21 protein-coding genes are annotated in these 26,395 nt (G+C 49.4%); 5 read left to right on the forward strand and 16 right to left on the reverse strand.

Annotated features, from left to right (window positions below):
• Positions 1-20: 20 nt before the first annotated feature.
• Positions 21-881, reverse strand: coding sequence for a DUF6630 family protein (locus HHL17_RS23155; RefSeq protein ID WP_169227151.1), 861 nt, complete (start codon positions 879-881; stop codon positions 21-23).
• Between the two features lie 87 nt (positions 882-968).
• On the opposite strand from HHL17_RS23155, the gene HHL17_RS23160 reads away from it, so the two are divergent.
• The gene (locus tag HHL17_RS23160) at positions 969-1,976 is read left to right on the forward strand and encodes an RNA ligase (ATP) (RefSeq protein WP_169227152.1); all 1,008 of its coding nucleotides are present in this window, start codon (positions 969-971) and stop codon (positions 1,974-1,976) included.
• Between the two features lie 21 nt (positions 1,977-1,997).
• Here HHL17_RS23160 and HHL17_RS23165 read toward each other — a convergent pair whose 3' ends face one another.
• The 11 genes from HHL17_RS23165 to HHL17_RS23215 all read right to left on the reverse strand — a co-directional run bounded on the left by HHL17_RS23165 (position 1,998) and on the right by HHL17_RS23215 (position 15,668).
• Positions 1,998-4,040, reverse strand: a complete 2,043-nt coding sequence (locus HHL17_RS23165; RefSeq protein WP_169227153.1) for a TonB-dependent receptor — start codon at positions 4,038-4,040, stop codon at positions 1,998-2,000.
• A 16-nt stretch (positions 4,041-4,056) separates the two neighbouring features.
• Positions 4,057-5,205: a putative sensor domain DACNV-containing protein gene (locus HHL17_RS23170; protein WP_206156136.1), complete on the reverse strand. Its 1,149-nt coding sequence runs from the start codon at positions 5,203-5,205 to the stop codon at positions 4,057-4,059.
• 45 nt (positions 5,206-5,250) lie between these two features.
• Positions 5,251-7,629: an ABC transporter permease gene (locus HHL17_RS23175; RefSeq protein ID WP_169227154.1), complete on the reverse strand. Its 2,379-nt coding sequence runs from the start codon at positions 7,627-7,629 to the stop codon at positions 5,251-5,253.
• A gap of 267 nt (positions 7,630-7,896) precedes the next feature.
• The gene (locus HHL17_RS23180; RefSeq protein WP_169227155.1) at positions 7,897-8,946 is read right to left on the reverse strand and encodes a type II asparaginase; all 1,050 of its coding nucleotides are present in this window, start codon (positions 8,944-8,946) and stop codon (positions 7,897-7,899) included.
• A gap of 28 nt (positions 8,947-8,974) precedes the next feature.
• Positions 8,975-10,621 carry an aspartate 4-decarboxylase gene (gene aspD / locus HHL17_RS23185; RefSeq protein ID WP_206156137.1) on the reverse strand — a complete coding sequence of 549 codons (1,647 nt, stop codon included), beginning with the start codon at positions 10,619-10,621 and terminating at the stop codon, positions 8,975-8,977.
• 45 nt (positions 10,622-10,666) lie between these two features.
• The gene (gene aspT, locus HHL17_RS23190; protein ID WP_169227156.1) at positions 10,667-12,367 is read right to left on the reverse strand and encodes an aspartate-alanine antiporter; all 1,701 of its coding nucleotides are present in this window, start codon (positions 12,365-12,367) and stop codon (positions 10,667-10,669) included.
• A 97-nt stretch (positions 12,368-12,464) separates the two neighbouring features.
• Entirely contained in the window at positions 12,465-13,118 is a 654-nt protein-coding gene (locus tag HHL17_RS23195) for a hypothetical protein (RefSeq protein WP_169227157.1), read from the reverse strand.
• Positions 13,119-13,212: 94 nt separating this feature from the next.
• The gene (locus HHL17_RS23200) at positions 13,213-13,773 is read right to left on the reverse strand and encodes a hypothetical protein (protein WP_169227158.1); all 561 of its coding nucleotides are present in this window, start codon (positions 13,771-13,773) and stop codon (positions 13,213-13,215) included.
• Positions 13,774-13,839: 66 nt separating this feature from the next.
• Complete coding sequence (locus HHL17_RS23205; protein ID WP_169227159.1) at positions 13,840-14,319, reverse strand: hypothetical protein; 480 nt, start codon at positions 14,317-14,319, stop codon at positions 13,840-13,842.
• A 12-nt stretch (positions 14,320-14,331) separates the two neighbouring features.
• Positions 14,332-14,853: a hypothetical protein gene (locus HHL17_RS23210; protein ID WP_169227160.1), complete on the reverse strand. Its 522-nt coding sequence runs from the start codon at positions 14,851-14,853 to the stop codon at positions 14,332-14,334.
• A 161-nt stretch (positions 14,854-15,014) separates the two neighbouring features.
• A complete protein-coding gene (locus tag HHL17_RS23215; protein WP_169227161.1) occupies positions 15,015-15,668 on the reverse strand; it encodes a hypothetical protein in 654 nt (217 codons plus the stop codon).
• 128 nt (positions 15,669-15,796) lie between these two features.
• Between HHL17_RS23215 and HHL17_RS23220 the strand changes: the two genes are divergently transcribed.
• From HHL17_RS23220 to HHL17_RS23235, 4 genes are all read left to right on the forward strand, one after another.
• A complete protein-coding gene (locus HHL17_RS23220) occupies positions 15,797-16,366 on the forward strand; it encodes an RNA polymerase sigma factor (RefSeq protein WP_169227162.1) in 570 nt (189 codons plus the stop codon).
• Positions 16,367-16,443: 77 nt separating this feature from the next.
• The gene (locus HHL17_RS23225) at positions 16,444-17,472 is read left to right on the forward strand and encodes a FecR family protein (protein ID WP_169227163.1); all 1,029 of its coding nucleotides are present in this window, start codon (positions 16,444-16,446) and stop codon (positions 17,470-17,472) included.
• A gap of 91 nt (positions 17,473-17,563) precedes the next feature.
• On the forward strand, positions 17,564-20,803 hold the full coding sequence (locus HHL17_RS23230; protein ID WP_169227164.1) for a SusC/RagA family TonB-linked outer membrane protein: 3,240 nt from the start codon (positions 17,564-17,566) through the stop codon (positions 20,801-20,803).
• Between the two features lie 9 nt (positions 20,804-20,812).
• Positions 20,813-22,183 carry a RagB/SusD family nutrient uptake outer membrane protein gene (locus tag HHL17_RS23235; RefSeq protein WP_169227165.1) on the forward strand — a complete coding sequence of 457 codons (1,371 nt, stop codon included), beginning with the start codon at positions 20,813-20,815 and terminating at the stop codon, positions 22,181-22,183.
• A 75-nt stretch (positions 22,184-22,258) separates the two neighbouring features.
• Here the strand turns inward: HHL17_RS23235 and HHL17_RS23240 are convergent, their stop codons facing one another.
• The 4 genes from HHL17_RS23240 to HHL17_RS23255 all read right to left on the reverse strand — a co-directional run.
• Positions 22,259-22,900 (reverse strand): hypothetical protein, encoded by a 642-nt coding sequence (locus tag HHL17_RS23240; RefSeq protein ID WP_169227166.1) that lies wholly within the window; start codon positions 22,898-22,900, stop codon positions 22,259-22,261.
• Positions 22,901-22,916: 16 nt separating this feature from the next.
• Positions 22,917-23,837 carry an RHS repeat-associated core domain-containing protein gene (locus HHL17_RS23245; RefSeq protein ID WP_169227167.1) on the reverse strand — a complete coding sequence of 307 codons (921 nt, stop codon included), beginning with the start codon at positions 23,835-23,837 and terminating at the stop codon, positions 22,917-22,919.
• Between the two features lie 462 nt (positions 23,838-24,299).
• Complete coding sequence (locus HHL17_RS23250) at positions 24,300-24,638, reverse strand: hypothetical protein (protein ID WP_160711439.1); 339 nt, start codon at positions 24,636-24,638, stop codon at positions 24,300-24,302.
• Positions 24,639-26,395 (reverse strand): RHS repeat domain-containing protein (locus HHL17_RS23255; RefSeq protein WP_317166600.1); only part of this gene is annotated, 1,757 nt, incomplete at its 5' end.

Here is a 26,395-nt window from a genome sequence, read left to right on the forward strand (position 1 = left end):
ACAACCCTATGTCAGCAGCCTCAAAAAATATTTTTAATGGTGACGTTAAACCGCTGCGCGAGGGCGGTTATGCGGGCAGCATCCGCGGGCCTCACCACCAGCAGGCAATAGTCTTCCGGGGAAATATCCATATGCATGAGCTGCCAGCCTAATGGCAGCAACAGTGGCTGCGTTTGTTCAAATAACGCCGCTCCCGGTGACGAAGCAGGCAGCGTAAAGTCTTCTCCGGTCAGTTCACTGATACATTCTTCCAGTTCTGCTACGGCAGGATGCGCACTACAATGCACAACCGGCACGGCTTTTTCCAGCACAGAAAGAAACAGGTCCTCTCCTTCTTCTTCCTCCATAAACTCAGGATGAAATGCAGCAAACGATGATGGCGCACTCCATGCGAGGTACAGCGCATGCGCAATGGTATCCAGATCAACTTCATCTGCATACACACCGGGCGTCAACAATTCGATCAGCTCCCGGAGGTCCGCCAGTTCCTCTTCCGCAGAACGATGCCGCAGCAACTCAGGAATCTCTATGGCACGGGCAATAGCGATATGCATCTCACGCAACAACGCGATGAGCGCTATTTCCAGGTGCCCGTTAGCCTCCTGGAGCAGCTTTTCCTGGTAAAACACCACCGGCTCACGACCAGTAAACACCAGGAACACCTCCACCGGATCTGACGGATAACGCACCTTCAGGGCGGTGTCAAACTTTAAACGAACGCCTTCCGGCAGCGATGCCAACAACGGACTACCCTCCACCAGGGACGCTACAATATCTCCCTTTAACCCTCTTACCGGCAGATGGATATGCCTCCCCGGCTCGTCTTCAAGGGCCTTCACCAGTTTCTCAACGTATCTTGTTTGCAGAATATGCTCAGTCATCCCACAAAAATAAAGGCATCTACATTAAAAAAACATATATCTTTGCGCGCTTATATATTTTGTTAACCTTAAAACTATACCTACCCAATGGAACGCAAACTTGCGTCTGTCGTTGTGATAGACGACCTACAGCCCATCGCTGGTGCTGACCTGATAGAAGTAGCCACTGTAAAAGGATGGAAACTGGTAGTTAAAAAACAGGAATTCCGTATCGGGGACCACGCGGTGTACTGCGAGATCGATTCTTTCCTGCCGGAAAAAGATGAATTTGAATTCCTGCGTAAAAGCTCCTTCCGGAAAATGGGCGACCAGAGCGGCTTCCGCCTGAAGACCATGAAACTGCGCGGACAGCTCTCACAGGGCCTGCTGCTGCCGGTAACTGTATTAAACGGCTACGCCTACACGCTGGGAGAAGATGTATCTGCCATACTGGGCATCGTGAAGTACGAACCGCCCGTTCCCGCATCCCTCGCAGGTATGGCCAAGGGCAACTTCCCCATTTTTATCCCAAAAACGGATGAAGAGCGTATACAGAACCTCAGCGCGGAATATGAGGCGTACAAAAAAGAGTCCTTCTATGTGACCGAAAAACTGGACGGTTCTTCTGCTACTTTCTACTTCCGTGATGGTGAATTTGGCGTATGCTCCCGTAACCTCGATCTGCTGGAAACAGCGGATAACACTTTCTGGAAAGTGGCACGCCTACTGGACCTGCCGATGAGGCTTACCGCACTCGGCAAAAACATCGCGCTACAGGGAGAATTGATCGGAGAAGGCATACAAGGCAACCCCTACGGCATCAAAGGGCAAACCGCCCGTTTCTTCAATGCATTCGATATCGATGCTTACGCCTATCTACCCCTGAATGATTTCCGGGAACTGATGGACGAATTCGGATGGGAACATGTGCCCATACTGGATGAGGCTTTCACCCTGCCGGATACGGTCGATGAGCTGTTGCTGGCTGCCGAAGGCAATTCTGCGCTAAGCCCGGCCGGCAAACACGTGGAACGCGAAGGAGTGGTGATCAGGTCTGCTGATAAACGTATATCCTTTAAAGTGATATCCAACAAATTTCTGTTAAATGAAAATTAGGCCTGTGGCGCTGTAGAGAAATTACAGCGCCACATGGATACCTCCGAAATACGTACGGCCCGGCGCCGGATTATAATACCGCTCTCCCACTGCATTCAGATCATTACCCAGACTATAAGACTGATTCAACAAATTATCTGCCCCTGCCTGTACACTGATTTTACATTTTCCGGAGATGGGCAACTGCCACGCTGCTTTGCATTGCACCAGGTGATAACCGCGTGCATAGGCGCTGTTCGCGTCGTTCAACGGAATGGTGCTGGTATAATTATGCGCTACATACAAATAAACAGCTTTCGGTAAATACACTGTCAACCCCGACACCACAACGCTACGTGGCACGCCGGTCAGGCGGTTGCCGGAAAAATCCTTGCCGCTGCTCACATAGTCCCTGAAATAAAAATCACTCCAGGTATAGCTGCCTCGCAGTTCCAGTCCGCGTATAACACCACGGACACGTGGCTGCATCAGTTGCAGCATCCCATCTACTTCTACACCCGTCTGGTTCACGCCACCGGCATTGACAAAAAACTCCGCCCCATTGTCCCGCAGCTTGTGCACGATGGCGTCCTGCATGCGGTAATGAAAGCCTGTCACATCCAGTGAATAGCGGCGTGACAACGGCAGCAACCGCAGCCCTGCCTCATAGTTCCAGCCTGTCTCCGGACGCAAGGCGGTATTGATGATATTATCCGAAGCCCTTACTTCCGCAGTGGCCGGAGGCGAATAGCCCCTGCTGACGGTCACCCTGCCGGTCAACTGCTCATTGACCAGGTAAGATAACGACAAACGTGGCATCAGTTGTGGCGTAAAGGCCACTTTCATATTGCCGTCACGGTTATAGTTGTAGTGGTAGTGGTTCATGCTGGCGGCAGCTTCCAGTGTCCAGCGTTGTAGCGTTGCGTGGAAACGGGAGAAATAGAAATACTGTCCGGCAGTGAGCTTGTCAGCCACTTGTACGGCGCCACGGACGCCCTGGTTGTTGCCGTAGTTGATGATATCGGAAACAGTCCGTTGCCATTCAATACCGGCCTGCCATCTCCATTGAAACAAAGGCGCCGTAGGTTTATTGGTCCATGACAGATATGTCCGGAAGCCGAAGGTATTTTCGTCGCGCGCCTCGTAGTTGGTGATAAACGGATTCTCAAAGTGCGTATTGGCGCCGAACACCGTGATCACATGCTGCCAGCGGGGACTGAACTGCGCTTCATGTACCAGTCCGCCTTGTACGGTGCGGTTATAGATACCGGCTTTTTGTGTGATGGCCCCGGGCAAAGCAGGTGTAGCCGGACGGGCAGCGCGCGGGTCTTTGTCCAGCTGTGCCAGCGTTAAACCGCCGGGCGTACGGTAGCCCAGATCGGAATAGAAGCCCAGCATCTTCAGCACATAACCGGGTTTGTATTCCCACCGTTGCCCCAGCTGCGTATAGGAACGGCGCATGGCGGTATTCTGCCGGTAGCCGTCGGACCGCTGATACCCCTGAAACAGCTGAAAGGCGTAGTTGCCCAACTGTTGCCGGTAACCGGCCGTGGCATGAAAGTGACCATAGCCACCTCCTTGTACAGCAGCCTGCAACCGGGTACTGTCGCCGGCAGGCGGCAGTACGTCCAACCGCACCACTCCGCCGGAGTTGGCCCCAAACAGGCTGCCATCAGGGCCTTTCAGCACTTCGGCGCCGCTCAGCACCTGCGGGTCCAGCAGGTTGAGATAAGTATTTCCCCCGGCATCCGTCAGGGGAATTTCGTCCATATATATTTTTACGTTGCGGATACCGAAGGGAGAACGCAGCAGGCTGCCGCGGATAGACAACCGGTAACTGCCGGGGGACCTTTCCTCCATCCGCACGCCGGCCACGCTGTTGAACGCCGGCACCATAGACGCGCCCTGTTGCAGCGCCAGCTGTTGCGGAGAAAGCACGCTAACGGCCGTGGGTATACGCAATAATGATTCTTTCGACAAATAGGATTTCACCACTACTTCCGGCAAACGGTGCAGGGTATCCTGCTGGGCGGCCAGCGGCAACGCAAACGCCAGGGACACAGTGGCCAGTAAAGGAGATTTCATTCGGTTGATTTGTCTGTTAGAGCAGCAGGATATCTATGCGGTGAGCCTGTACCATCTGTTTGGTGACCGACCACGAGAAAATGGTGAAGTAACCGTCCTGCGAGGCTACCAGCGCAATGGAATCGGGCTGGTCATGCACAAACTGGGCGGCCGACAGGTGCCGGGTACCGCCAATGGCAGATGGATGCACATAAGCCGGGCTGCCGCCCATCACGGGTTCCATCATCAGCACTTTTTCTACCGGGGATGAATAGCTGGCCCGGGTGATCTTGGCGCCGAAAGCCAGCAACTCGTGATGCTGATTGATAATGGTGGCGCCATCCACGGCGGTAAGGCCGCTGATATTTTCTACCTCGCGGCGCAGCGCGTTCTGCCAGAAGATTTCGCTGACGGTGGAACTTTCCTGCCGCAGCAGGTCTGCCACGCCCGCAAAGGCCGGCGATATCGGGTATTGTAACGGTTGTACGATAGATTCTTTCCAGGAAGGGCTTTTGTCAGGCACCACCAGCAGGATGCCTCCCCGCTTGTGCGCCCGCATGGACACCGCGATCTGTATGAGTACGTTTTCAGGATTATTCCAGAGAGAAGAGGAATCAATGCCCAGGAGCGATCTTAACAGTGCCGGGCTGCACATCGGGTAGCCGGAATTTTCGTCCACCACTTTTATCTGGTCGCCCTTGAGCATGGCCACGTTGGTGAACTTGCCAAGCCCCATGATACGCCGGTGTTTCACAACCAGCAATCCCGGCTCGGACACGTCCAGCACGAAGCAGAAATTAGGCAGTTTGATGGTGGTGCCCCAGATGCACAACTCTTCGCCGTTATACCATATACCTACATGGATACCCGCCCTTTCCACGCCTGGCGCCAGTTTGGTGAGCACATGCGGGGTAAGCGGCAGCGGCTGCTCAAACAGCAGCGGCTTACCTGCCTGTTCCGGGCTGACGAATGCCAGCGACATGCGGGTGGCATTGCCTTCTTCCCGCCGCAGGCTGGCCCAGAAAGCCACGTCGATGATCTTCTCCACCACGCGCGCAGAAGGGGCCGTCGCCAGGTTGTCGACGCCCTCTTCCTTTGCCGTTTCAAGATGTTTGATAAAATGCGCTTCTATAATGTCGGCTACTGCTGATGCTGCCTGATATGTCGATTCTGTTGTCAGTGCCATGCCCGTTCTCTTTGATTTCAGGCATAAATATACGCAAAAGCCTGCCTATTCGGAACGGAGGCTCCTCACAGGGTTGGCCATGGCTGCTTTGATGGCCTGAAAACTGATGGTGACCAGCGTGATCGCCACCGCTATCACTGCGGCAAACAGGAATACGCCCGGCCCCAGTGTAATACGGTAGTCATATTGCTCCAGCCAGCGCTGCAGCGAATACAAAGCTATCGGAGAAGCAATCAGGCAACTTAAAAGCACCAGGGCAATAAAGTCTTTGGACAACAGGAACCACACCTGCGCAATGGATGCACCGAGCACTTTACGCACCCCGATTTCCTTCGTCCGCTGTTCCGCCATATAGGCGGCCAGTCCCAGCAGGCCCAAACAGGATATCATAATAGCCAGTACGGCGAAGATACCAGATAACCTGCCGGTAAGCATCTCCTGATGGAACTTGTAATTGTAAGCATCGTCCACAAATTCATATACATAGGGATAAGCAGGATGATGCCGGTTGAAGATGGCCCCCAGCTGCTCCACTGCACGATGTGGCTCTACACCTGGCTCCAGCTGGTACAACAAATACTGGTCATCTCCATAAGACTTCAAAAACAACGTGGGATCAGCCTGGCGGAAAGGGCTTGCCATCAAAGCGTCATGCACTACACCTATCACCTTTAACCGTTTATTGTCCCATTTGATTTCACTGGTCAGCGGATCTTTGAGCCGCAACCGTTTTACCGCCGCTTCATTCAGCATCACATTGAGCGTGTCGGACAACCCAGGCCTGAAGTCGCGGCCAGCCTTCAGTTTCATGCCCATGGTATTGATATAGTCATCTCCCGACAGTACCATGCCCATTTCCACCGTTTCTCCCGGCAGCTTACCGGGAAAATCATCCAGGTCGCTATGCCAGTTGATATCTGCAGGAGAACCGGAAGCGGTGCTCACATGCTTCACCAGTCCACTCTGTAACAGGTCTTGCTTTAAAGCATCGTTCTGCTTCAGCATATCATCTGTTAGCCGGGAAGACATCAGACGGGTGGTTTCAAAGCCGGTAGGCCTGTCTTTGGCATATTTCATCTGCCGGTAGATGACCATGGTGCTAATCACCAATACCACCGAACAGGTAAACTGCACCACCACCAGCGCCCTGCGGGACCAGGAAGCAGCGGCGCCGATTTTCATGGTACCTTTCAGCGTTTTAACCGGATTAAAGGACGACAGGTAAAAAGCCGGTTTCAGTCCCGCCGCAATACCAGTCATCGCCACGCAAACCAGTGTAATCAGCCAGAAACGGATATCGTCAAAGGGTATATGAATTTCAGCCCCTGTCATCTTACTAAAGAAAGGCAATGCCACTGCCACGATCACGAGACTGCATAACAGGGCAATAAAAGTCAGGGTTAATGATTCTGCAAGAAACTGGATGACAAGATGTCGGCGCCGTGAACCAACCGCCTTGCGGATGCCCACTTCCCGCGCACGCTTTTCGGACCGCGCTGTGGTCAGGTTCACAAAGTTGATACAGGCTATCAACAATACCAATATGCCTATGCTGCTGAATATACGGATGTAGTCTATAAAACCGCCAGATTCCTTTCCGTTCTTATAATTACCGAACAAATGCCAGCGGTCCATCCCCTGTAGGATCACGATTGATTTCTCTGCATTGGTATTTCCTTTCTCCCGTTTCTCCAGAAAGGCGATTTTTGACGCCAGCCGGGCCTGATCAATTCCTGGCTTCAGCTTAACAAATATCTGGAACGCATTACCGCTGAAAGTACCGGACTTACGGTTCTCCATGATAAAATTGTTGGTCTTATCCAGGAAACTGAAAGGATACAGGTATTTAAAACGAAAAGAGGAAGTGGCCGGCAGGTCCTTCAGGATACCGGTTACCGCCAGATCATGCTGATTATCTATCCGCACCATCTTACCCAGCGGATTTTCATTGCCGAACAATGCTTTCGCAGTTGATTGCGTCAACACAATGGAAAAGGGATCTTTAAACACGGAGGTGGCATCTCCTTCCACCAAACTGAATTGAAAAGCTTTCAGAAAATCTTCCTGCACTGCGCCGCCGTCCAGCGCTACTTTCCGCTCACCGGCTTTCAGCGCATGTTTGCCCATCCAATCGGTTTCGCAGACATACTCCATTTCAGGGATTTCATTACGCAACACGTCCGCCAGCTTCAGGGAAACTGTCTGGAAAGTAAGCGTGTCCCCGTTACTGTCAAAGTTGCGCTGCACCCTGTACAAACGCCCGTAGTCCGGCATAGACCGGTCATAGGAGTATTCATGCACCACCCACAACGCAATCACCATGGCCACGGCCATACCGGCCGCCAGCCCGAAAATATTAATGGCACTATAGCCCTTGTTGTTGAGGAGGTTGCGCCAGGCAACCAGGAAGTAATTCTTGATCATGCTGACGACAATCTAAGAAAAATGCCAAACTGATGATCTCTTTAAACCAGCTTTTTTTATATTTAGATAAAATAAATGTGTCCGGTTTTGATACAGTGGCTGTTCGCTTCCGTGGCACCCTTTCATTTCGCCCGCGAGTGCTCCTGGTCCGCGTTTCCCGGGAACCAGGGAAGCCGCCATCCTTATTTCCCGGGAGCTGCCACAAAAAAAGAGGCCGGCCCTTACGACCAGCCTCCTGTTTATGGCTCTCTTCTTTGGGGGGATGTGTCAATACGTAAAGAAATACTGTTGCAGGGTTTTCTTGTCTTTCGTCTGTGTAAGTCCCAACATGAGCAGGATACGGGCTTTCTGTGAGCTCAGGTCATCGGCTACGAAAGTGCCCAGTTTGGCGTCATCGGTTTCGTCATACAGGGTAACGCGGCCCGTTACTACGCGGGAACCGCGGCATACCGCCACCCCTTTCGCCACAGCGCGCATCACCGCTTCTGTATTGGCTTTGTTGAGATTCCCGTTACCCAGCCCGGAAACAACGATACCATCCACGCCGGATGCCACATAAGCGTCAATAGCAGTAGCAGGTGCATCGGCAAACAGTTCTGCTACGGCCACATTCGGCAGTTTGTCAAGACCGGTAATGTCAAAAGGCGTGTTCTTATTGGCCTTGCGCAAGTCGTGCATGTAGAACACCACCTTACCATCGTATACCTGTCCTAACGGACCGGCATTAGGCGATTTGAACGCATCTACATGGGTGGTGCTGATCTTCTCTACGCCGCGGCCGTCGAAGATATTTTCGCTGAACACCACCATCACGCCGCGACCTTTGGAATTGGGGCTGGCGGCCACTGTTACTGCGTCATAGAGGTTCTTGGGACCGTCAGCGCTGATGGCCGTAGCCGGACGCATAGACCCCGTAAGCACTACCGGCAAATCGTATCGGCAGGTAAGACTGAGGAAATACGCGGTTTCCTCCTGTGTATCGGTACCGTGTGTGATCACCACACCGTCGGCCTCGTTGTTTTTGAAGATTTCATTGATCCGTTTGTTGAGCTTGATCCAGATATCTACCGTCATGTCCTGGCTGCCCACATTGGAAATCTGTTCACCTGAAATTTCCGCTACCTTGTCAATACCCGGTACCGCATCTATCAGGTCTTTGATCGGCAGCGAACCGGCTTTGTAAGCCGCGCGGTCTGCTGACGCGCCTTTCCCGGCAATGGTACCACCGGTGGCCAGGATCTTGACACGGGGAAGTTTCTGCGCGTATACCGCGAAACAAATCATCAGCGAACAGATAACACATAACAGTTTTTTCATACAACCGTTTTTTAATGTTGGGTGGAAATTATTTTTTCAAAGTTCCGTTACTTTTCCATACACTGGCGTATTCCCGCATAATTTCGGTGATACGTTTACCAATAACGGAGTAGGATGCGGTAGGCAGATTGGCCAGCGATACGCGCACCGACCACTCTGGGCCATCGAACCCGCCGCCATTGAGCAATACCACACCCGTCTTTTCCGCCAGCCGGAACAGGATGTCCACAGGTTCAAAATTTTGTTGTAACCATCTAAAGAATTTATCACCATATACTTTTTCCGCCCACACCTGTATATCTATTTCAGCGTAATAACCGGCATTAAGCGGGTCTTTCACCAGCGGTATTTCCAGTTCATCCCACAGTAGTTTCAGGCGTTTCTGTACCAGCACCTGCGTGAGTTGTTTGTATTTGTTTTTAGTGTCCAGCAGGGCGAAGGCAGCAAACAGCATCATCTGTGTCTGCTGCGGCAACGAGAGGCCTGCCGTATGGTTCAGGGCCACCTGGCGACTGTCGGCCACCATACGGTCAATGAACTTCAGCTGCTGCGGGTCCAGCGTAATGCTGCCGTAACGTTTGTTCAACGCCTTGGTAGCCGTGGCAGAGAGCCTGCGGATGTTATCATCGAACATATTTTTCTGATGTATAGCGATCACGCCTAAACGCCATCCGGTACAACCGAAATATTTGGAGAAGGAATACACACCGATAGTATTGTACGGAATGGCCGCCATCAGCGATTTGAAGCCGGGAACAAAAGTGCCGTACACATCGTCCGTCACCACCATCAGGCCGGGGTTATCTTTTTTGACGATCTTAATGATCTTCTTCAATGAATCCGGATGAATAGCCGAAGAAGGCGGGTTGCTGGGATTCACGGTGAACAATATACGAATAGTAGGGTCTTTCAGCTTTTCCAGCTCACTATCGGGGTACTGCCAGGTATGGCGCCCGTCTTTGTTCATCGTATTGGACTTGATCTCCACCACATCGAAACGGTAGCGTTCCAGCTCCGGTATTTCGATGTACGGTGTAAACACCGGCACCATCAGGGCGATCTTATCTCCTTTTTTGACCAGGTGGTTCTGCATCAGCGAGTCGAAGATGTAACACATGGCAGCGGTACCGCCTTCCACCGCAAAAAGATCGTATTTGCCGGCAGGCGGTTCGTTGTTGCACATCTCCTGAATAATATAGTCGTGCACGATAGGTTCCATGTGTGACAGCATCCTGTCCGGCACCGGGTATTGATCACCGATCACACTTTCGGCCAGTTCATGCACCCAGGCGTCGGCATCGTAGCCATGTTGTTTGAGGCCATATTTATAGGCCTTCTGTAACAGGTCTGCTCCGGGCGCTGTTTTATTGACCGACAGAAACTTTTCAAATCTTTTGGCGATCCCTTTTTTATCCGGGATACCCGCCAGTCCTTCTGCATTGTCCATCACCCTTTTGCATTCCTCAATACCAAAGAGGCCAAGGGTGAAGAAGGCTTCGCGCGGTGTGGTGGCCACCCAGTTAGGGTTTCCTCTGCCGGCGTTCAGCATCACGGTAGCTGCCTTGCGGCTTTCTTCCTGCGCAAGATTGATGAGATTGTCTTTTAACTGGAAAGGGCTCAGGCTTTCCAGCATGTGTTCTCTCTTTCTGCTGGTTTTAATTTTTGTTAGGGCCATACAGTAATTTTTTTGGAGATCTCTGACTACTAACTAATATGGGTTTCATCGCATCAGCATAACAATCACAACGCCCCAGATGATCAGGAGGGTATTGCCCACCGCGTAGGTGACAGTATAGCCGAGGGCGGGCGTTTTACTGTCCACCGCATCCTGAATGGCGCCCAGTGCGGCGGTGGTAGTGCGTGCGCCGGCAGTACAGCCCAATATCAATGCGGGGTGGAATTTAAATATATACTTGCCCATCAGCACTCCTGCCAGCAGTGGTAAAGTAGTAGCGATAGCCCCCACCAGGAAAAGGCTGACACCCACCTGTTTGAAGCCATCCACAAAACCGGGACCAGCAGTGATGCCCACTACAGCTATAAACATATTCAGTCCTACATTGTTCATCACCCACAAAGCCGGTGCAGGAATGCGGCCAAATGTAGGATGCTGCGAGCGGAGCCAACCGAATACCAGGCCAATGATCAGTGCGCCGCCACTCGTACTCAGGCTGATAGGCACCCCTCCTATGTGAACGGTCAACACTCCTATCAATCCACCAATCACGATACCCATCCCCACGAAGGTCATATCAGTTTTCTCCGTAGGCCTGTCAGCGTAGCCAATCTCCTGAGCGGCTTTGTCCACCTCTTTTTTAAGACCTACCAGCTCCAGCACATCTCCCCTTTCCAGCACGGTGTCCGGCATGACCGGCACTTCTATATCAGCCGCTTTGATACTGCGGATAAAGATGCCATGCATATAAGGTTGTGCTCTCAGCTCACTCACCTTCATGCCGGCGATGTTCTTTTTTGCTACCAATATCGGTATGGCTTCTGCCGGGAAATGCAGCAGTTCAGCATCCTGTATCTCCGGGCCTATCAGGCCTCTTTCGCCCATCAGGTCTTCCTTGCGACCGCTTAAGACAATCTTGTCTCCTTTATGGATGACTACGTCGGGAGCGGCATCGATCAGTTTATTTTGTTGCCGAAGCCGTTCTACGAACAAGCGGACATGCTCTTCCGCCAGATGGACTTCCAGCTGTTGTATGGTTTTACCATCGCCAAACCAATCAGCGGTAACGGTATAAGCACGAAAAACCACTACGGAGTCAGCGGAGATCATGCCGGGTTGGGTGCTTTCATCGCCAGCCCCCATGGAGGCCTCCAGTTCCTTGCAGGCTTTCCGGACTTTGTCCAGCCCACCCAGCATAGCAGGCGCCAGGCTGGCCAATACCCATGCGGAACCGGCGGTCCCGAAGATATAGGTCACCGCGTAACAAACAGGTATGGCATTGTTGTAATCTGCTTTCTGTGCAGCCGTCAACGGTAGTCCGTTGATGGTATCACCGGCCACCCCGATCACGGCGGAGATGGTCTGTGAACCAGCCAGCAGTCCCGCTGCCTGTCCCATGTTATACCCCATGAAACGCGCGCAGAGCCAGGGGAAGATGAGACATGTCAGTAACATCAGTACAGCAAAACCCATCTGTGGAAGTCCTGTTTTTTTCAGTCCACGGAAAAACTGTGGCCCTACGCTGTAACCAACAGCAAACAAAAACATCAGGAAAAACACAGACTTCACGGTAGGAGAAATATCGATCTTCAGCTGGCCTACCAGCACACCCACCAGCAGTACGGCAGTAACAGTACCCAAGCTGAAGGTTTTTATTTTAAGCGGCCCAATGGCAAAGCCCAATGCAATAGTGAGGAAGATAGCCAGTTCAGGATATTGCTGCAATACGTGAGTAATCCACTGCATAGATGGTCATTTTCGTTCGGGAATAACGCTGTTACAGCACTTAAACAAGAGCTGCTTTATTTTTGTTCAATGACCATGAAAATGAAGGAGATAGCTATTAGGGGTGATGGTTGGGCAACAGTTGCACCACATCAGTCCATTCAAAGAGATCAGCAATACTTACATCTATCACGTCTTGCATCGTTTTCACAAACTGATTAGGTACCCAGCAATAAAGTATAGGATCCACTTTTCCCTCGGGAGAAGTCAGATAAATCCAGGTGTCAATCGGAGGCAGATCATAAACATCTACATATCCATTGCTAACCACCTCACACCCACCGTCTATCAGTGTTTTATCAATCTCATGCGCCACAATTTTCCCCTTCTGCAGAATGTCTTCCCATGAAGCTGGCGAAACACCTGTCCGGCCTTTCACCACCGCGGCCAGCGCCAGGCGGATTTCCTCCGGCTCATGGAATATATCCAGCTCCCAATATATAACACCCCTTTCTGGCAGGAAAGCAGGCGGGTTATCAATGTTCGAACTTCTTCTGAACATAGCGCGGTAATCCCACCGGCCATCCGGCGTATCTTTCATTAACAGCTCAATCGCAGTCACCACCTGCTTCAATTGTGCTAAAAACAATTCCTGATCTACCGGTTGTATCAACGAACGGGTAGGAGTATATACGGGCATGGGTGCAGGAGGAATATCATCAGCAGGTGTAACCCGTTTGAAAAAAAGCCGCCACAGTACCACGACAATCATTGTTACCCCCATTATCAGGGGCCACCAAAGTTTAAAATCAACATGTTTCATGGTATAGGTCAACCTGATTCTGAAATTAATAGAATGAAGATTACTACAGGTAATCGGGTAATAATTCTGCAATGTCCACCCACTCGTAACTATCCAGCACATGCACGTCCATCGCTGTTTGCATCGCTTCTTCGAATATCGTTGGCACCCAACAATACAAGGTAGGATAAGCCGTTCTGGTTTGGGGGGTCAGGTAAATCCAGGTGTCAACAGGCGGCAGGTCGTATAGGTCCACATACCAGCCGCTTTGTTCTTCAGATGCGCCATCCACCACAGTCGTACAGGTTTCATGCGCCACAATCCTTCCTTTCTGTATAATATCCTCCCAGGAAGCCGGCTGAACACTTTCCCGGGCGGGCAGCACCTCCACGAGCACACGAAGAATAAAATCCTCATCCCATATATCCCTGCTCCAGATTACACCTTCTTCCTGTAATTGGAAAGCCCGTACACCATCTATGAAAGGGTTGGTCTTTCTGAATATAGTACGGTTACCCCACCCATCACGGGAAACATCTTTCATTAACAGCTCCGTCCATGTAACCACTTGCTGTAGCCGTAATAAAAAAACATCCTGCTGTATACGCTTATTAAAACGTTCCATCCCGCAAAGTTCAGGAAAAACAACGGAAACATCATTTTATTTTACATGACATGACCAGGCAAATGTTTACAATCCAACCATGATAATCGGGCTTAGTACCTGATAAGGTGGTGCTACTTTTCTGCAAAAATCGAAAAGCCTGCCCAAGGCATCTTTCTCCATCACCGAGGCTGTAGAACTACCATCCTTATTGATGTATATGGCAATAGGCAGCACGATGCTAAAGTCACCCTTTGCGTAGAGTTTAGGAGACATCTTCGCCCAATCGGCTTCCATCAGTATCCGTTCGCAGGCCTGAAAGCCTCCGCGAAGGCTATCCGATTCTTCCGGAAAATAGCGCACAGATTTCTTTCCATCAGAGACCGTATACACAATCGTCAATTGTGTTGGCTTAGCCTGTTGTATGATAGCACGGGGAATACGGGCAGACGTTAAGATTTTACGTATTAACGGATCATACAGGCTATCTTCCTGTGCTTTCCCTGCAAACGGGAACATGATCAATAATAATAGAGAAACCAGGGTAATAAAAGGCAGTTTATACATATGCTACAACATTTAAAGACGAAAAACATCGCCCGTCTCACTATAATCCTTTCTATGGAAATTCATAAACACCGGGTCACATACCCGGTAAGGCAGCGCCACCTTATCAGCAAAATTGAAAAGACGGTCAAGGGACATTTGCTCCTGGCGACTGGTGACCACTTTATGCTGTACAATCCGGAGGATAACGGGGACCACTACACTAAAATCACCTTTCGCACTCAGCGAAGGAAATATCTTTTCCCAGTCTGTGGTCATAATAACCTTTTCTGGTCCGCGGAGACACAGACGAATGCTATCGGGTGTATCCCCCGGAAAATAACGAACTGTTCTCACCCCCTTTGAAATGGTACACACAATGGTCAGTTCAGTCGGCCCGCCATAATCTTCAATAGCAAGAGGCATATGAGGGGTACTGATCACTGCTCTCAGGTAATTACGGTACCCAAGACTGTCCATTTGTGCTTTTCCCACAAAAGGCATCATGATAAAAACAAACAGAGAAACCAGGGTAACAAGGGGCTGCTTATGCATATGCTACAAAATTTCAGGGTGAGGGAGGTGAAGATTTTACGATGGAAGTTACGCCCCCCTACTGCAGCCCTGGTGCTGCGCCCTTATCCATATCATTGTCAGTACTGCTGCTACTTCGCAGTACCTGCTACCACTATACGAGGCAGCACTACGGCAGGCGGTTATTGCTGCATTACTTTATCGAGATAGATGGTGAAAGTCCCTCTTACCTTTACTTTTTTAGCGCCGCAAAGGTCCGCGTTGTACATCGGCATGCGGCCGCTGTTGGCAATCCCCTCCATTACACAGGCGTCAGATTGGTTATCTGGCCCATAAGCTGCGTTATACCTGAACTGTCCCTTTAACTTCAACAGGTTAGCGGTATCTTTTACCTCCGTTAATGTCAGGTAAGCCTTGCTGTTGCTTCCATTAATGTCCGTTTCGTAGTAGAGGAAGTAAAACTGGCCGGAGTAGCCGGTTTGGCTGTTGCCGTTTTTAAGCGTTACTGAACCGGTAGCTGTTCCTTCCTGTTCCGTATGGGCTTGCAGGTCCAGCTTCATCAGACCGGTAGAAGCGTCTGTTTTGGTATTACCACCGGCGCCGGCCACAAAGCCGCCCACACCAAATCCCTCCAGGGAAGTTTTGGTAAACTTCAGTAAAGCCACTTCCACATCCCTGCCCCGGGCTTCGATTTTCTGGTTAACCTCCCCTTCTATGGTAACGGAAATACTGTTCAGGTCAGCCGGGTCAGCATCTTTTGATGTCTCTTTGTCTGATTTGCTACAAGCGGCCATCGTAAAGGCCATCAGCGGTAGATAGATTCTTCTGTAAAACATGGTGCGCAAAAATAATATACTTTTTTCACCTTGCCAACCAGGCAATGATAATCATAATATAACCTTCCCTATCTTTTAATTTATCTTGTCCGATCCTATTTTTGATGGCCAGAAACAGTGCATCCGAAATGACTACGCTACTCAATAAAGCTGAACTTGCAGCATTCGACAGTATCTACAGCCAGTATCACCAGGCTGTGTTCCTGAATATCTGTAAGCTGGTGCCCCAGCAGGAAGTGGCGGAAGACATCCTGCAGGAAGTGTTCCTGGCACTGTGGAACAACCGCCACAAACTGGAACTGACCAACGACGTAGCACGCTGGCTGTTTGTAGTAAGCTATAATAAATCTATTCAATACCTGAAAAACGCCGCCAAAGAAAAGACCATACTGGCCACCCATCCTGAACAAGCCGTATCTACGGACGATGATAACTTTGCGGCCCTGAAAGAGATGCAGCTCCACCTGATCAGCGATGCCATTGAACAATTGTCCCCCCGGAAAAAAATGATCTTCCGGCTTTGCCGGCTGGAAGGCAAATCACTCCAGGAAGCCGCCTCCATCCTGGGCATTTCCCATCATACCGCTAAAGAATACCTGAAAGCATCCTCCGCTTTCATTAAAACATATATCGCCGCACAACAGGCAACCTTTCCTGTAGCGGGTTTGATCCTCCTTGGCTCCTATTTCCAATATTGATGCCCGTTAGTTAATAATTTGGTAACATACCATCCTCCCCCCTCTTTTCTCCTTGTTGAGTTTTTATAGATGAACACATGGAACAGTTCTACTTACTATTAGAGAAATTCAAAAAAGGACAGGCCGGCGCCGCGGACATTGCTCAATTGGAAACATTGATGCAACAGGGTGCGGACGAGTCCATGAAAGCAGCCATGCTGAAAGCGTACCTGCAAAGCATCGCTGATAAACAACAAGTATTGCCACCGGACAAAACCGCGGCTATGCTGGACCGGCTGCACGCCGCCATAGAAACGGAAGCGGTGGCCCCTGTACGGAAGCGGCCATTGAGAACAATACTGCTTCCTTTGTCTGTGGCAGCATCCGTATTGGTCATGGTGGGCGCTGTCTACCTGAAATATCAGCTGAACACGGCCAACCGAAAAGCAGCAACCGCACCAATGGCCAGTCATCATATCAGCAACAACGGTAGCGACATAAAATCGCTGGCGCTGGCCGACGGCTCTATCATACACCTCGCACCCAACAGCACGCTGACATGGAAAGACAGCACCGTGGAAATGCAGCGCAGGCTGATATTACAGGGAAAAGCTGATTTCATGGTACATGCGGACACGAAACGGCCGTTTACCGTGGAGGCTGCCGGCATCACCGTCACCGCGCTGGGTACCACTTTTACCGTTAACACAACACTAGAGGAAAACAAGGTGGCGGTAAAACTGTCAGAAGGTAAAGTACGAATACATACAACAGATAATAACGAGGATGTTTACTTGTTACCGGGAGAAGAATATGCCATTAATACTATCACCCGGTCATTCGATATCAAAAAGTCCGGCAGTCTCGGGAAAGCGCCTGCCAGCACAACACCGGAAGTCAACAACGTAGTGCTTTCCTTCAACAACGAACCGCTCGACCAGGCTATACATACCCTGGGAGCGCATTTTAAAACAAAAATATGTTTTCAGCAGGAAGATGTCAGTGCATTGTATTTCACCGGGAAAGTGTTGAAAAAAGATTCCCTGAAAAGCATCCTGGCAGCAATATGTGCTATGAATCAGCTGGAACTCAGGGCTACAGGGGATAGCATCATTATCAGCAAATAAAAAACCGAAAGGCCGCTTTTACCAATTTGACGCATGCTGCAGCATGCGCAGGGCCACTCATTTTAAAAAAATCGTACAAATACATTATCATATGATCAGACATTTAAAAAGGTACTCCCGTATTCTTTTATTGCTGCTATGTGCCCTGCACACCTTAGCACAGGATACCGGCAAACCCGTACTGGTGAAAGGAAGTGTGGTTAGTGAAAACGGTGAGGCACTCATCGGTGTATCCATTACCGTTAAACAACGGAACGGTAAGGAAACCTACAACGCTTCTACCAACGAACGGGGCGTATTTCAGCTGCAAGGCCTCAAAGCAGGCTCACAGTATGATTTCTCCTTCAGTTTCATCGGTTATGAGATCAATCACGTGGATGGCTTCATCGTGAAAGCAGGAGAAGGAAACCTGCTGCTGGTGCGGATGAAAGAATCCAGTCACGGCCTCAATGAGCTGGTGGTGGTCGGCTATGGCAGCCGTACCCGGAAAGAGCTTACCGGCGCAGTTGCCTCTGTCCGCGCTGCCGATCTGATGCAGCAACCAGTTACCTCTTTTGATCAGGCCCTCGCCGGAAAAATGGCCGGCATACAGGTGATGCAGACCAACGGCGCTCCGGGCGGGAACGTGTCTATCCGCGTACGTGGCGTAGGTTCTATCAGTGCCGGTAACAATCCCCTGTTTGTCGTAGATGGCATGCCGGTCACCAACGATACACGCAACGCCTCCCCTGGCGTGAACAGCTACCAGCAACCTGCCAACCCGCTCGCCTCTATCAACATCAATGACATTGCTTCCATCGATGTCTTAAAAGATGCTGCCTCAGCAGCGATATACGGCTCCAGAGGTTCTACCGGCGTAGTGCTCATCCGCACTAAAAAAGGTACCGCCGGCAAACTGACCGTCAATTACGATGTCAACTACGGCCTTCAGAACGTCAACAAACATGTGGATGTATTGAACGCCTACGACTATGCCAAACTGGTATACGATGGTCACAATAACGCCTACCTGGATGCGGTGCCCGGTGGCAAACCTACAGACCCCAACAGCGTACGCCCGAGAAACCCATCTACCTGGATACCTCCGCAGGTACAACCTTACCTAGCTGGCGAGAAAGGGCTCACCAACACCGACTGGCAGAAAGAAATCTTCCGGCAGGCCCCCATGCAGAGCCATACCGTGAGCATCTATGGCGGCAGCGAAAACCTGTCTTATTACTTCTCCGGCAACTATCTCAACCAGGACGGTATCGTTATCAATAACAACTACAAACGTTACTCCAGCAGGTTCCGGATTGACGGAGGCAGTAAACGGTTCCGTTTCGGGGTGAATATGAACCCTTCCTTTACCGACAACCGTCTCGTCAACGCCGAAGGCCCCTGGTTCGCGCCTAATTCCGGCGTGGTAGCACTGGCGCTGGGATACGCGCCCATCTTCCCGGTGCGCAACCCTGATGGCACTTTTGCGGATTCCGTCAACGTATGGGGATACGGGCAAACCAACCAGTTGAACCCCGTAGCAGTGGCCAGCCTGATCAAAGACCGCATGAAGAACTTCCGCCTGATGGCCAATGCCTATATGGAATACGAAATACTCAGCGGCCTGAAATACAAAATTACCGCGGGGACAGACATCAATACTTTCCGCAGGGATTACTACCGTCCTTCTACCCTGCCCATCCCTTCAGGCACGCTGCCTTCCGTGGCGACAGGCTTTTCTAACACTGACCAATACACGAACTGGCTGATTGAACATACCGTGTCTTATGCGAAGAACTTCGGGAAGCATAAAATAGACGCGCTGGCCGGCTTTACCGCCCAGAAAGAAAACCAGGAACATAATACCCTGACCGCCATCAATTTCCCCACGGACATTGTGACCACGCTCAATGCCGGTCAGATCAATGCCGGCGCCTCTTCACAGGAGCAGTGGAGCCTGAACTCCTGGCTGGCAAGGGTGCAATACAGCTATGGCGACAAATACTTCCTTACCGGTTCCGTAAGACGAGATGGTTCCTCCCGTTTCGGTATCAACAAAAAATGGGCTTCCTTCCCGGCTATCTCAGCAGCATGGCAGGTATCCAACGAACCATTCTTTAAAAATGTCAACTTCATCAGTTCCCTGAAAATCAGGAGCAGCTATGGCCTTACCGGTAACTTCCAGATACCCAACTATGGCTCGCTGGCGCAGCTGGCCAACTACAACGGCACCAACGCTACCAACAGCAACTACATCCTTGGCAATCAGACCCTGGTGAACGGCGTTTCGGTAGTAACGCCCGCCAATCCTGATCTTACCTGGGAGAGCACTGCCAGCTTCGATGCGGGAGTAGAGATCGGATTTTTTAAAGACGCCCTGAACCTGACCGTTGACTATTACAATTCCAATACGACCAAACTGCTGCTGAACCTGCCGGTACCAGGCATATCCGGTTTCAGCACCTACCTGCAGAACATCGGCGCGCTGAACAACCGCGGTGTGGAGATCACGTTATCCTACAATAAAAAGCTGGGTAAAGACTGGTCACTGGAAGGCAATGCCAACATCTCCTTCAACAAAAACAAAGTCACCCGTCTTGGCCCCTCCGGTGCTCCCATCATCGCTACCGGCGGCACCGGCAACGCCTATTTCATCACTAAAATCGGTGAAACGATCGGCTCCTACTACCTGTACGTTACTGATGGCATCTACCGCGATAAAGCCGACCTGGATGGTTCCGCCAAAACCAGCAACCCTACCTACGTAGGCGACCTGAAATTCAAAGACATCAACAGCGATGGCAAGATAGACGCCAACGACCGGGCCATTGTCGGCAGCTTTCAGCCTAAGTATATCTTCGGCTTCAGCAATACCGTACACTACAAACAGCTGGACTTCAGTTTCTCCATACAGGGCAGCCAGGGTAATAAAATCCTGAACCTCTTCCGGCGCTATATCGCCAACGTAGAAGGGAACTTCAACAACCTGAGCTTTGTAAAAGACCATTATGTTTCTCCGGACAATATCGGTAACGGCTATATTAACAGGCCTAACCGCCTCGCTACCGGTGGCAACGGCATCACCTCCTCCTGGCATGTGGAAGACGGTTCTTTCGTGAGGGTACGGAACATCGCGCTGGGATACAATTTCCCTTCGTCCCTGCTGAGCCGGGCCCATCTCTCTGCAGCGAGAATATACGGCGCCGTACAGAACCCGTTCACCTTCACCAACTATTCGCTGTTCAATCCGGAGATCAGCAACCGTACCGACAATGCGTTGACTGCCGGAGAAGACTATGGCTCCTACCCCCTTGCACGCACGTATTCTCTTGGTCTTAACATCACCTTTTAACGAACGATCATGAAAAAGCATCTATTATATTTACCGGCACTTTTGTTCCTGCTAAGCTCCTGTGGTAAAGATTTTCTGAACCTGACACCGCCGTCGGCCATCTCTCCCGGCACCTTCTTCAAAACACAAGACGATGCCATCACCGCTGTCAACGGCTGTTATGAATCACTCGCGCTGAGCAGTCAATACGGCAACACCTTCCAGGTATTAATGGAAGCAAGGGCCGATAACTTCACCGATCAGGACCCATCCTCCAATGCCGGCCAGAACTACCAGATCAACCGGTATTCCGACAATCCCGGCAATACTAATTTCTACAATACGTGGGTCGGTGTATACAATGGTATCTTCCGTTGTAACACCTTACTGGGCGCCATCGACGGCATCAAAATGGACGAGCAGCTGAAAAACCGTATCAAAGCGGAAGCGAGGTTTATCCGTGCGCTGGATTACTTCAACCTGGTGCGGCTCTGGGGAGGCGTACCGGTATTGACTACAGTCGTAGATCCCATTAGTGCAGTCAACCTGAAAAGAGACGATGTGGCCACTGCCTACAAACTGATAGAAGAAGATCTCACTTTTGCCGCAGCCAACCTGCCTAACACCTATCCTGTCAATGACCTGGGCCGCATCACCGCCGGCGCCGCCAAAGGCCTGCTGGGGAAAGTATATCTCTACGAAAAAAAGTACGGTAACGCACAAACGGTATTGCAGGATGTCATCGACTCCAAAGTATTTTCCCTGTTACCTAATGTAGCAGATGTATTCAACACCGGCAATAAATACAACGCAGAAATCGTGTTCGCCGTCCGTTACGCCAAAGGCGTGGCCAACCAGGACCACGGCTTCTGGTATGCCAATTCACAGGTGATCACCGTAGATACTACGCTGACAAAAGCCTACGATGCCAGCGATCTGCGCAAACCGCTTGTAGACCCGGTAAAGCCTACCGGCAACGCCAATATTATGCCGCGCAAGTTCCTCGACCAGCCGGTTAACGGTAACGCCGGCAACGACTTCCCCGTGCTGCGTTTTGCAGATATCCTGTTGCTGCAGGCAGAAGTATTAAACGAACAGGGGTATGTTGCCAATGGCAACGCCTTCACCTATCTGAACAACGTGCGCACCCGTGCCGGCCTGACAGCCTTCACCGCCGCAGACTTGCCGGACCAGGCCAGCTTCCGCGCAGAAGTGTACAAACAGCGCCGGCTGGAGCTGCCTTTTGAATGCGACCGCTGGTTTGACCTGGTGCGGACCAACAGGGCTATATCGGAAGTGCTGGCCAATAAAAAGGTAAATCTGCCGACGTTCCGGTTGCTGTATCCGATACCGCAACAGGAGATAGATATTATGGGATTTGCGCAGAATCCGGGGTATTAGCGGATGGATTTTAAGAGATAAGGCCTTAGCGATGATGATGGCTAAGGCCTTTCCTTTATCCTTCGGTATCAACTGTTAACCCTTGAAGTCCATAGGAATACGTTCTCTCAAAATAAAATCTTCAGCAATAATGAAAGATTTATTCAAAAATAAAATTTTAGGCCGTTGAAACCCTTTGGTATACCTGGAACCATCCCACAACGTTGGTGGTGATATATTTGTCTGTGAGCAACTGACACCTTCCCCCTCAAGACACTCAGCATAAATATTCATTAATTTTTGAGGACCATTCGCAAATAGGCCGAATGAAGGAAGAAAGCTACTCCTATCTAACAATGCTATGTTCAAATATGTATCCAGTGGAAGTAATTCCTCGTAGACGCCTCTATGAGCCCGGTACAGTTCCCAAAAAAGTTTGTATTGATCTCCTGTGGCTTTGCTAAAGAAAAGAGAAGATTGAAAATCATTGTACTTCCATAGTAGGGGATGCTCATCCAGTAAAGCGATGTCTGAAAAGACGGTATCTTGCAATTTGATTTCCTTAAATTGAATCAAATCCAATAATATTTTTTCCGGACTAACATCTTCATCATCAAAAGTGATATTCAAGCTCAAAAAAGGTTGTTCATCATGAACATTTAATGTAGAAACTCTGATATCTATCTCCTCAGGGTCAAAGTTTTTTCGAATGTAGGAAATGTATTCTTCTAATAACATAGTAAAAATTTACATCTTATGATTTCAGCCATGGTAAAAATCTATTATTCCTGGGAAACTCATTCCCCGTCGGAATACGAGCTCCTTTGTTGGGCATTTTATTACCTTGAGAATCTTTCTTTTGATTCATATGTGGTGTAGGAAGTCCATGATGGTCAGCTCCAGGAGTTCCATCCTTAGCCCCTCCATCGAATCTCTTTTGCGTATCAAATCTATTAGGATTTTGAGGATTTTCCTTCCATTCCTCATACTTATAAATATTTCCGTCCTTGTCTCTGAGAAATGTAGAGTGGTTAGCATCTGCCTTTTGATCCGCCTCAAGTTTATTAGTACTCCTTTTTGTCTTTTCATTGTCTTCCGGTTTATTCTGTTGAGGTGTAGACCCTGCTGACTGTTCTTGGGTTGCTGTGGAAGCACCTCCATTTGAAGTTTTCTCCTCCTTTGTCTCCATCAATCGGGACCGCTGCATGGGCGAATAAGGTCCAAACGGAGAACCAGGTGCATAATTAATACCTCCTAAATCAGCGTTCTTTAACTTGTCCATTGCTTTGGTTACAACTACTGTGATACCCACCGCAGCTCCTAAAGTAGCCAAAGCTTCACCGATTACAGGAAGCAGAGGTAAGACTATTGGAAATTTTCCGTCTGGGTCTCCGTATCTTACCGGATTATTAAATGCAAAATGATATGGTGTTAAATCCTCCTGATTATTCTCAATTAGAGGATCTATCTGTATAAATCTTCCGATCTGTTGATCGTAAGTCCTCGCATTAAAATCATACCACTCTAACCCACTTCCATCACCGAACTCTTTGGACTGTAACTCATTTCCATTATACTTCTTACGGTTCTCCGGGTAATTCGCACCCTTCAACGCATTCGAACTAATCCCCGCCATCGTCAGCCCAAATGGATAATAATGCGTCTCCTCCAGCATCGGTCTCAAAGAACTCCTACCGCCTAAAAATAACGGATTTTATTTTTTCATATGAAAGAAAAAAATCTAACCGATCATAAAACGCGGTCACCGTCCGGGGATAGATGATGTGTTACTGCTGCTGAGTTTATATTCTCATGTTGATCATAGATCTATCGCCCAGCCTATATTCTGCCGTCCCCCACATCATCTGTCCCGGACGGAAGCGCGATAGTATTAACGCTGATCAAGGTACTGGCGCTGGTGTTCGCGCAGTGTATTCCCGCGCTACTCTTGCGCTGATGCCACCGGGCAAACAAAATACCAAGGCTAAAAAAGCCTTTAATTCATAAAAACAGAAAAGCCACAGGCGTTCGCCTGCGGCTTTTCTGTTTATCATTTTCGGGAATGAATCTTACAAAACTAACATGAACGAGGTTTTATGCTAATTTTCCCTCATAAAATATTGGCCTTACATTAGCATTACTCCATAAGTTTATAACTCCCATCATTCAAAAAATAATCTTCAATATTGTCCATTTTGCGCACTTCTTTAAGTACATCATGTTCAATATAAATATCAAATTCATCCTCCAAATTAATTTGATTGCAAACAGGGCATATATCTGTTTCTAAGATGCCATACACCTTTACGCAGGGCCATCCAGGAACACCAATGTCATTCCCTCCCCACTTTAACTTATCTCCCAGCCGATATTGCAACTGCCAGGTATCCCCATATTTGAATTGAATTTTGGCTTCATAAGTATTCTTGCAATTAGGACATTGCACATTTACTATAAGCAAATTATAAGCTCCCATTTAAAAATTTTTAACTGGCAAACCAATTGCCCGCATGAATTTTACCATCTGTTTATCATTCGAAATTATGGTAGCATTATTATTCGTTGCACCCGCAATAATACTTGCATCGTTTGTTCCAACTTTCCTTCCCATACTTTCTGCTGTTTGCTGTAACGCTTTGACTTGAGAGGAAGACCCTCCTTTTGTACTAACAGTAGCACCTATTTCTTTCATATAACTCCTTAAAGCATCTTTATCTCCTTTAACTAAAAATTCCTTAATTGCTGTAATTGAAACGATTGGTTTGTCATTACCAATGGCAGCCTTTACTGCATCCTTTGAATTTCCTTCAATAGCATGAACTAATGCATTATTATCTAAACTAACTACGGATCTTTCTGCCACTTTAGCAGCACCCATTTCCGCTTTCCCTCCTGGAATTAAGGATACAGCTACCTCAACACCAGACACTACTCTTGATTTATCTTCTGAAAAACCGCTTTCATAACTTTTACCTGCTACTAGTTCTGCAGCGGGAACCAAGGGGTTCACGTATCTATTTGCCGCCTCTACTCCTTCGTTTATAACTCCTCCCACATATTGCGCCGCAAACTTAAGCGCAGAACCTACTCCTGTCGGTGCCGTCAATGTATATTCCCTGCCAGTAACAAGTCCTACCCGTTTAATAGGATCTCCTGGTCCGCTTGGCTCATCACCTAAAAAGTCATTGTACTTAATGGGATTGTCATAGTTAGATACATACGGACTCCACATCTCCATATTCTCTATCTTCGGATCTATCTGATTCCACCTTCCTATTTGCGGGTCAAGGTTTCTTAATTGCGCGTCATATATATTCAGATCTAACTCATTCGTAAACTCTATCCCATTATACTTCTTCCTGTTCTCTGGATAATTCGCTCCCTTCAACGCATTCGCACTAATCCCCGCCATCGTCAGCCCAAATGGATAATAATGCGTCTCTTCCAATACCGGACCACTGGCTTGCGCCACTAACAGGTTATCAAAGAACACTTCCTGGGTACTTTCATTGCTGGTATAAACATACAAAAATCCGCTCTTTTTCATGACCATTTTATCTTGTAAAAGCGTCTGCAACTCATCCGGCTCTGCTTTTACCTGCTTCACCCCGCTGTTTTCGTTTACCATCTTAAACTGGTCATCAAATAAAACATAATTCAGATAAGCTTTGGGTTTCCCCGGCTGCTGGTCAGGATTTTTTTCTTTCAGCTGACGATAATCGTTATTATAAAAATTGGTATTAAATGGCGTATTGTTCACAGGCGCAGCGCTGCCATGTGTAACATCAGCGGAAGTGGTGCCTGCAAAAGCGTTGATCAAGTCCGCCACCATATTCTCCGCCGGTACAGCGGGACTATTTTTGTTAACCGGGCCGTTGGATTTATAAAACGCCTTACTACTCAACTGAATGGTATCCCCAGCCATGACCCTTAACACCAGCGAAGGGCCGATCTTCTTACCAGTACCAGTAGCGGTCAGTTTAGCCACTGATTCATTTTTACCGGCACTTTCATCTGCCGGGTAACCTACGGGTTTATTGCTCCGGGTATTGTCAATATTACTGAACAGCAGGTTTTCTTTGGCTGCATTGGGTGTTTCCATGGTGGCAGCATACATGGATAAATTCGTCTGCTCCGTTAGCACCAACCGCGTATTACCCAGGTGGTCCTTTACAAAATAGTCGTATACAAAGTCAGGCGCCTGACCAGCCTGATAAACAGTCCGTATCCGGC

Origin of the sequence: Chitinophaga fulva (assembly GCF_012927205.1) — a bacterium.
GTDB classification, from domain to species: Bacteria; Bacteroidota; Bacteroidia; order Chitinophagales; family Chitinophagaceae; genus Chitinophaga; species Chitinophaga fulva.